5 protein-coding genes and 1 pseudogene are annotated in these 8310 nt (G+C 70.2%); 3 read left to right on the forward strand and 3 right to left on the reverse strand.

The genetic code is table 11. From position 1 onward, the window contains the following. Nucleotides 1–59 precede the first annotated feature (59 nt). Together rsmI and LQV16_RS21970 are read left to right on the forward strand one after the other, a co-directional pair. On the forward strand, nucleotides 60–881 hold the full coding sequence (rsmI, locus tag LQV16_RS21965) for a 16S rRNA (cytidine(1402)-2'-O)-methyltransferase (RefSeq protein ID WP_229995983.1): 822 nt from the start codon (nucleotides 60–62) through the stop codon (nucleotides 879–881). A 271-nt stretch (nucleotides 882–1152) separates the two neighbouring features. Next, the gene (locus LQV16_RS21970) at nucleotides 1153–2652 is read left to right on the forward strand and encodes an NAD-dependent succinate-semialdehyde dehydrogenase (protein ID WP_229995979.1); all 1500 of its coding nucleotides are present in this window, start codon (nucleotides 1153–1155) and stop codon (nucleotides 2650–2652) included. Nucleotides 2653–2661: 9 nt separating this feature from the next. Here the strand turns inward: LQV16_RS21970 and LQV16_RS21975 are convergent, their stop codons facing one another. The 3 genes from LQV16_RS21975 to LQV16_RS21985 are packed head-to-tail and all read right to left on the reverse strand — an operon-like array spanning nucleotide 2662 to nucleotide 7837. Next, nucleotides 2662–5193, reverse strand: coding sequence for a DUF3488 and transglutaminase-like domain-containing protein (locus tag LQV16_RS21975; RefSeq protein WP_229995980.1), 2532 nt, complete (start codon nucleotides 5191–5193; stop codon nucleotides 2662–2664). Next, nucleotides 5190–6674 carry a DUF58 domain-containing protein gene (locus tag LQV16_RS21980; protein WP_229995981.1) on the reverse strand — a complete coding sequence of 495 codons (1485 nt, stop codon included), beginning with the start codon at nucleotides 6672–6674 and terminating at the stop codon, nucleotides 5190–5192. Before LQV16_RS21980 ends, LQV16_RS21975 begins: the two co-directional genes overlap by 4 nt. Before the next feature lie 14 nt (nucleotides 6675–6688). Further along, nucleotides 6689–7837, reverse strand: coding sequence for an AAA family ATPase (locus LQV16_RS21985; protein WP_229995982.1), 1149 nt, complete (start codon nucleotides 7835–7837; stop codon nucleotides 6689–6691). A gap of 177 nt (nucleotides 7838–8014) precedes the next feature. On the opposite strand from LQV16_RS21985, the pseudogene LQV16_RS21990 reads away from it, so the two are divergent. Beyond that, a pseudogene (locus tag LQV16_RS21990) lies at nucleotides 8015–8310 on the forward strand (deoxyribonuclease); the annotation flags it as partial.

The raw sequence follows: 8310 nt of genomic DNA on the forward strand, positions 1-8310 counted from the left end.
ATCCTGCCGGGGCCGCCGTCGTTCCGGCCCCTGTTTCCGCCCGTGGCGGCCCCGGCAGGATCGTCCTCGCGGCGACGCCGATCGGTAACGCCGGCGATGCCTCGGCGCGGCTCGTGGAGTTGCTTACGACGGCGGACATCGTTGCCGCGGAGGACACCCGGAGGCTGCACCGCCTCGTGCAGAACCTCGGCATCACCGTGGCCGGCCGGATCATCAGCTATCACGAGCACAACGAGGTGGCCAAGACCGCGGACCTGCTGGAACAGGTCCGGTCCGGCAAGACTCTGGTCATGGTGACCGACGCGGGCATGCCGTCCGTGTCGGACCCGGGGTTCCGGCTGGTTGAAGGTGCCGTGGCGGCCGGGCTCACCGTCACTGCGGCGCCGGGTCCCTCCGCCGTGCTGACCGCCCTGGCCCTCTCCGGCCTGCCGACGGACCGCTTTTGCTTCGAAGGGTTCCTGCCCCGCAAGGCGGGCGAACGCTCCTCGCGGCTGGCGGACCTCGACGCCGAGCGGCGCACCATGGTGTTCTTCGAGGCGCCGCACCGGCTCGAACCGATGCTGAGGGCCCTGCGCGAAAGCTTCGGCGCCGACCGCCGGGCCGCCGTGTGCCGTGAACTGACCAAGACCTACGAAGAGGTCATCCGCGGCACCCTGCGTGAACTGCTCGAATGGGCCGAGTCCAACGAGGTGCGCGGCGAAATCGCGGTGGTGGTGGGCGGTGCTCCCGAACGCGAACCAGGCCGTCCCGAAGATCACGTGGCTGCCGTCAACGGGCTGATAGCCCAAGGCATCCGGTTGAAGGAGGCCGTCGCCGCCGTGGCCGACGACGCGAAAGTCAGCAAGCGCGAACTCTATGCCGCGGTGCTCGCCGCGCGGTGATGAAAGCCGCGGGCTCCGGGCGGCTCTGAGCCGCACCGGCCAGCTGGATCCGGACCCCGCGGATAGCATGGAACAGTTGTGCAGCTGCACAGCATATTCTGGATCGGGTAGTGCGCGCATGCATAGACTTGCCCGTGAGCGCAGCAGTACCGTGGCAGTAATCCAGACGCCCGGGCCTGCCTGCGGGAACGAGCGCCTAAGCCAAAAACTAATTCAAACCAACTAGTGCCAACAAACTAGGGCCAACCGAATTGCTGACGAGGGAGTCATTGTGACTGTAACTGCCCAGCCTATTGTTTCCGCGGAGCGCGAGAGCGCCCTGCTGGCGTCCGTTCCGACGGGCCTGCTGATCAACGGCGAGTGGCGTCCGGCCGCGTCCGGGAAGACCTTCGACGTCGAGGACCCTGCCACCGGGAAGGTCCTGCTCAGCATTGCCGACGCCGGTCCCGAGGACGGCATGGCGGCCCTTGACGCGGCCGCTGCCGCGCAGGAGTCCTGGGCGAAGGTCCCGGCCCGGGAACGCGGCGAGATCCTGCGCCGCGCGTTCGAGATGGTGACCGAGCGGGCGGAGGACTTCGCGCTGCTGATGACCCTGGAGATGGGCAAGCCGCTGGCCGAGGCCCGTGGCGAGGTCACCTACGGGGCGGAGTTCCTGCGCTGGTTCTCCGAGGAGGCTGTCCGCGCGTTCGGCCGCTACTCCGTCTCCCCGGACGGGAAGTCCCGGCTGCTGGTGACCAAGAAGCCGGTGGGCCCGTGCCTGCTGATCACGCCGTGGAACTTCCCGCTCGCGATGGCGACCCGCAAGATCGCCCCCGCGGTCGCGGCCGGCTGCACGATGGTGCTCAAGTCCGCGAACCTGACCCCGCTGACCTCGCAGCTCTTCGCGGCCGTGATGGTCGAGGCCGGGCTGCCCGCCGGTGTCCTGAACGTCATCCCGACCTCCACCGCCGGTGCCACGACCGGGCCGCTGATCAAGGACCAGCGCCTGCGCAAGCTGTCCTTCACCGGCTCCACCGAGGTCGGCCGCCGGCTGCTGGCGGACGCCTCCGAGACGGTGCTGCGGACCTCGATGGAGCTTGGCGGGAATGCCCCGTTCGTGGTGTTCGGGGACGCCGACGTCGATGCCGCCGTCGCCGGGGCGATGCTGGCGAAGCTGCGGAATATGGGCGAGGCGTGCACCGCGGCGAACCGGTTCATCGTGCACGAGTCCGTCGCGGAGGAGTTCGCGGAGAAGTTCGCCGCGAAGATGGCGCAGATGACCACGGCCCGGGGCACCGAGGCCGAATCCAAGGTCGGCCCGCTGATCGATGCGAAGAGCCGGGACAAGGTCCACGAGCTCGTCACCGACGCCGTCGCTGCCGGCGCGGTCGCGGTGACCGGCGGTTCCGCGGTCGAGGGCCCGGGCTACTTCTACCAGCCCACCATCCTCACCGGCGTGACCGAGGGCACCCGGATCCTGTCCGAGGAAATCTTCGGACCCGTCGCCCCGATCATCACCTTCGACACCGAGGACGAGGCCGTCCGGCTCGCGAACAACACCGAGTACGGGCTCGTGGCCTACGTCTTCACCCGGGACCTGAACCGCGGCATCCGGATGGGCGAACGGCTCGAGACCGGCATGCTGGGCCTGAACGCCGGCGTGGTCTCCAACGCCGCGGCACCGTTCGGCGGGGTCAAGCAGTCCGGCCTGGGCCGTGAGGGCGGCCTCGAGGGCATCGAGGAATACCTCTACACCCAGTACATCGGCATCGCCGACCCCTACGCCGGCTAAGCCCACAACCTAGCCGCGACGCACCCGGCGGACGGAGCTGCGGATCTTCCCCCAGGATCCTGCGAGCCCCCGCCGGGTGCGTTGTGCTGTGCGGGCGAGGAGCCGGCGGGGCCGCGGGAGGGCCCGCCGCCAGCCGGAGATGACCGACGGCGGCAGCCAGGCCGCGCGCAGCCGGACCAGTGCCCCCGCGTTGGCCCGCAGCGAGGCCTGCACCAGGGCGATCCTGGCCGCGGCGGAGTCGGCCGGATCCGGGGAGTCTGCGTTCTGCGCCGGACCCCCGGCGCCGCCCGGGCGGCCGTATTGCTCACGTTCAAAGTCCTCGGTCAGCGCGGCCGCGGCCCGCTGCCCTGGCGCATCCTCGCCGTCGGGTTCCCCCAACGCTGCCGAGGCACGCAACCGCTCCGAGAAATGCCGCGGCGTCTCGCTCGCTCCGGGCGCCACGCCGTAGTCCGTGGCCAAGTCCCGCAGTTCCGCCCAGGCCGGCAGGGCCGTTCCTGCCGTGGCGCCGGGATAGCCGCGGGCCGCCGTCCTCAGCCTGCGGCGCCGCACGCCGCTGCGCACCAGCCGCGGGGAGGCCACCAGCAGTGCCAGCAGCAGCGCCGCACCAACGCCGTACAACGCCTGTGCCACCTGCGTGCCCCCGGGCGCCGGCGTGCCGGCCCCGGGCGCCGGAACCGTGCCGGGGACCGGGAACGGTGCCGGGGTGGAACCGTCCCCGGGGGTCAGGGCGTCGTTGCGTTCGTTGGTGCTGGCGCCGCTGGGCAAGGAGGCCTCCGTGGCGTAGGCCGGAACTAGGCCGCGGGACGGCGTCGGCTCAAACGCGACCCAGCCGACGCCCTGGAAGTAGAGCTCCGGCCAGGCATGGGCGTCCCGGGCATCGACCTCGAACTCCGGAAGCGGACCTTGGCCCGAGACCGCCACCGTGGCCCCGGTGGGGCGTCCCGGGGCGTAGCCCACGGCGATCCTGCTCGGAATGCCCTCCAGCCTGGCCATGACGGCCATGGCCGAGGCGAAGTGAATGCAGTAGCCGCTCTTCTGGTTCAGGAAGTCCGCCAGCACGGACAGGCCGTTCCCGTCGTAGCCGCCCTGCACGGGGGACTGCAGGGAGTAGGCGAACTCGGTGGAGCGCAGGTACCGCTGGATGGCCATGGCCTTCGCATACGGCGAGGCTGCTCCGGCCGTCACGGTCTTGGCCGTGCTGCTCACAACCTCCGGAACGTTCGACGGTTGCCGCAGGAACTGCTCCGGGATCCCGCGCACCGGCTCGGAAGCCCGCGCCAACAGCGCCGCCGTGAGCTGCGGAGTGACGGACGTGACCAGGTACTGCTGGTCGCGGGAATTGGTGTCGACCCCCTTGATGCTCAGCGTCGCAGGATCCCAGCTCCAGCGCCCCGTCAGGCCGTTGACCGCTTCCGGCGCATACGGCGCGGGCAGGTACGGGCTCGTGTACTGGCCGGTGTTGACGGCCGTGATCACCCGGAGCTCTGTCGGGGCGGTGTCAAGCCCGGACTCGATCCTGCCGGTCCCCGTTTGCCGGGTGGACTCCCGGTCATCGGGGGACCAAGAATCGCCGTCAAAGTTGTCCACCGTCACCGAGCGCAGGTACGGCGTCGTCGGCGCGTTTGTGGCGAAGGTGATCCGGCCCTCGCCCGAGGGACTGCGCAGGCTGGTGCCCAGGCTGATCATCGGATTCAGGCCGGTGGCGCTGCCGAACGGGTTCAGCCGCGAGCCTTGCGGGAACGTGCCCTGGTCGAAACCCGGGATGACCGGCTGCAGCAGGAGCGTGACGGTCAACGCCGCGGCGGCCGTGATCGCGCCGCGCCGGAGCTGCCCGGGGTTCCGGGCCGTGTCGGCCAGGGTGCGGGCATCCGGCGTGAACCAGTGGCTGCACCCGAGAATCAGCAGATACCCGACGGCGGCGCCCACGAACCCCAGCACTCCCACGCTTTGCGGCTTGACCATGGCCGGTACCACGAGGATTGCCAGGATCCCCAGCCCGCTCGTGGCCGGCAGCGCCAGCGGGAACGCCAGGGCATCGATGAGGATCACCAGGAGCCCGAGCACCGCGCAGATCAGCATGACGATGCCGGCGTTGGGGGCCACCGGGGTGCTCTCGGCAAGGACGGTTTCGCTGGCCCGCCGGAGGAACTTTCCCAGGTAATTCATGGTCTCCGGCGACGGAATGAACCCGGCAATGCTGTGCTGCCGGAAGAAAATGAAGGTCAGGGCCACAATGAGCGCCACCAGTCCGCCGGCAGCCACGAGCCAGGTCCGGGCCCGCAGCGACCGGAGCACCGCCATGGAGAACGCGACGGAGAGGACGACACTGAACACCGGGGAGTACCAGGCCCACCCACGCAGGACGCCGTTGAAGCCGAGGGCGGCGCCCGCGACGGCCACCGCGACGGCGGTCCCCATCACCCAGGGCTGGGCGCCGGGTCCGTCCGGCCGGGACGTCACGCCGGGGGACAGGACTGTCGGTTCTTCCGTGCCGGCCGGGCCGGCGTCAGATCCGGAGCTGCGGTGCGGCGCGAGCGTCATGGCCGGCCCCCCACGCCGCGGCGGACGTCGGCCGCGGAGGACATCGCCGGGTCTGCCTGGTCGAAGGCCGCCCATGCATCCGGCAGCGGGCTCCGCGCAGTTACCGCCACGGCCCGCCACCCGCCCAGCCGCAAGGCCTCCAGTACCTCGGGCATTTCGCCGGAATCCTGTGCCTGGTCCGTGACCAGCAGCGCGAAGGCGTTCGCCCCGAACCCGGCTGCCGGCGACAGCGCCCGGGCCTCGGCCAGGGACAGGCTGCCCAGGACCGCCAGGACCGGTCCCCGCAAGCGGTGGGCGGAGAGCTTGACCATCAGGGCGTCGTCGAAGACCTGCGGGGCGTTGGGTCCGGCCTTGGCCTCCTGCGGGCGCGACTGCGGCCGCGGCCCCTGGGCGCGGTCACGGGGCGGGCGGGTGTGGTGATGGTGGTGCGGGCCGGAAAGTTCGATGGCGGCCAGGCTTTCCGCGATGGACTGCAGCCCGGCCGTTCCGGTGTACTCCTCGGCTTCCGGGTCGGGAGCGGACGGAGAATTCCGGAAGGCGGGCCGGCCCGCGCTGTCCAGGAACCGCAGCGAGTAGTTGCGTTCCGCGAGGTGCGCGCCGATCGACATCGCCGCCGTGACAGCCCATTCGAAGGCGTCGCAGGTCAGCAAGTCATGGCCGTCGCCCTCCCCGCTCCCCGAGTGGCCGCCCGGGGAGTGGGCGCTGTGGCCAAACACGCCGTGGGGAAAAGCCGAGAGGCGCTGCTCCAGGATGATCGTTGCCTCGGGGGTCGTGACGGATTCCTCCTGCCGCACCATGAGGGACCCGTGCCGGGCGGTCGCGGCCCAGTGCACGCGGCGCAGCGGATCCCCGTGCCGGTACTCGCGGGTCATGACGTCATCGTCGCTTGGATTGGCCCGGGCCCGGGTGGGTGTGACGCCGTCGTGTCCGCGGGCACCGGCGAGCCCTGTCTCGGGGAGCTCCACAGCGGCGGGCGTCACGGTGAGGAGGTCGCCGTCGTCAATCGCATGGCGGTGGAAGGACAGCCCGAAGGGGTCGCTGAACTCCGCCGTGACGGGCCCGATCAGGAACTGGCCGCGCCGGGCCGAGCGAAGGTGGTACTCATAGCGGCTGGTGCCGCCGGCGGCCGCACGGGCCGGGAAACGGAAGACCGGGGATTCGCCGAACCGGGCCGGCAAGTGTTCCTCCATGATCGCGTGGCCTGTACCGGCCCCGGTCCGCGCGACGGCCAGCCGCACCGTGGTGCGCGCGGACGTTTCGACCGGCGACGGGCTGAATTCGCGGTAGACCTGGAACCTCGGCTTCAGGACCCGGGTTCCGGCCAGGGCCAGCACCGGCAGGACCAGCAGCAGTACGGCCAGCGCCAGCAAATCCCGGCGCCCCATGATCTGCGCGGCCAGCAGGGACAGCGCACCCGCTCCGAGCAGGCCCCAGCCGCGGGTGCTGAAGAAGTGTCCGGGGAACCGATCCCTCAACGCCACGGCGGAACCATGCCCTAGCGCGGATTCGGCAGTTTGGGTGAGGGCGCGGCTGCCATGGCTGAGGCCTGCTTCCGACCAGGGCGGCCGGTTCCGTTGGTTGAAGCCGTCACTTCCGGCGTGACGGGGATCTTGGCGATGATGGCCCGGATGACGCTTTGCGGCGTTTCGCCCGCGCTGGCCGCCTTGCGGTCGAGGATGATCCGGTGGGCGAGCACCGCTTCGGCGACGCTGACGACGTCGTCCGGCAGCACGAAGTCCCGGCCCTCCAGTGCGGCGGTGGCCTTCGCCGCACGCAGGAGCTGAAGCATGGACCGCGGGCTGGCGCCGAGCCGGAGAAGCGCGCTTTCGCGCGTGGCCCGTCCCACGGCCACCGTGTACTCCTTGATGGACCGGGACACGTAGACCTGCTGCACCGTGGCGATCATGGCGGCCACTTCCGCCGCGGTGACCACTGCCGTCACGCGGGCCAGGGGAGAGGATGCCTGATGGGTCTCCAGCATCTCCATCTCGGACTCACGGTCCGGGTAGCCCATGGAAATCCGGGCCATGAAGCGGTCCCGCTGCGCTTCCGGCAGCGGGTACGTGCCCTCCATCTCAATGGGGTTCTGCGTCGCCACCACCATGAACGGCTCATCCAGCCGGTAGGACGTGCCGTCCACCGTGACCTGGTGCTCCTCCATGCACTCCAGGAGGGCTGATTGGGTCTTGGCCGAGGCGCGGTTGATTTCGTCCCCGATGACGATATTGGCGAACACCGCGCCGTGCCGGAACTCGAAGGTCCGGGTCGCCTGGTTGTAGATGGACACGCCTGTGACGTCGGACGGGAGCAGGTCCGGCGTGAACTGGATCCGGTTGACGGAACAGTCGATAGTGCGGGCCAGGGTCTTGGCCAGCAGCGTCTTGCCCACCCCCGGGACGTCTTCCAGCAGCAGATGGCCCTGGGCAAGGAGCACGGTGAGCGCCAGCTTGGCCGCTTCAGCCTTGCCGTCAATGACCGTATTAATGGCCGTCAGGATCCGGGTGCTGGCTGAGTGGAAGGCGTCCGCGTCCATAGCCGGCGCCGAGGACCGGTGTCCGGCTGCGTTTGGGTCCAGGCCGGGGCGGCCCGGGAGTCTCTGTCCTTCGGGGAGGATGTCGTCTACGGAAGTGCGGTGGTAATCCATCGGCAGCCTTTCAGCCCTGGTGGGTCCCGGAACCGACCGCCAGCGGCCGCCGGACCCCGCAGCAGCGTTCGCCTGTTTCCTAACGGGGAAATAACAGAGTACTTACAGACTACTAACACAACTGCCGGGCCTGACAGAGAGTTCCGGGGATTTCTGGGCGCCGGTTAGGGTGGATGAATGCTCAATCCCCTCACTCCCGTCCCGTTCCGGGCGCCCGGAACTGACGGTACCGGACGCAGCGGGTATCCGCCCGCACCGGAGCCGCTGCCCGTGTCGGTCATGGACAACCACACGCATCTGGACTTTCCCGACGCGGAGCTCACCGTGGGCATCAGGGACGCCCTCGACGCCGCCGCAGCGGTGGGCGTCCAAGGTGCGGTGCAAGTGGGCTGCGACCTCGAGTCGTCCCGGTTTACCGTCAAGGCGGTTGACCTTGACCCCCGGCTCCTGGGCGCAGTTGCCCTCCACCCCAA

Origin of the sequence: Arthrobacter sp. Bi26, assembly GCF_918697925.1 — a bacterium.
In the GTDB taxonomy this organism is placed as follows: domain Bacteria; phylum Actinomycetota; class Actinomycetes; order Actinomycetales; family Micrococcaceae; genus Arthrobacter.

Excerpts from the sequence above, each read along its gene's own strand:
- LQV16_RS21975 (WP_229995980.1), bottom strand. The coding sequence starts at position 5,193 with ATGACGCTCGCGCCGCACCGCAGCTCCGGATCTGACGCCGGCCCGGCC.
- LQV16_RS21985 (WP_229995982.1), bottom strand. The coding sequence starts at position 7,837 with ATGGATTACCACCGCACTTCCGTAGACGACATCCTCCCCGAAGGACAG.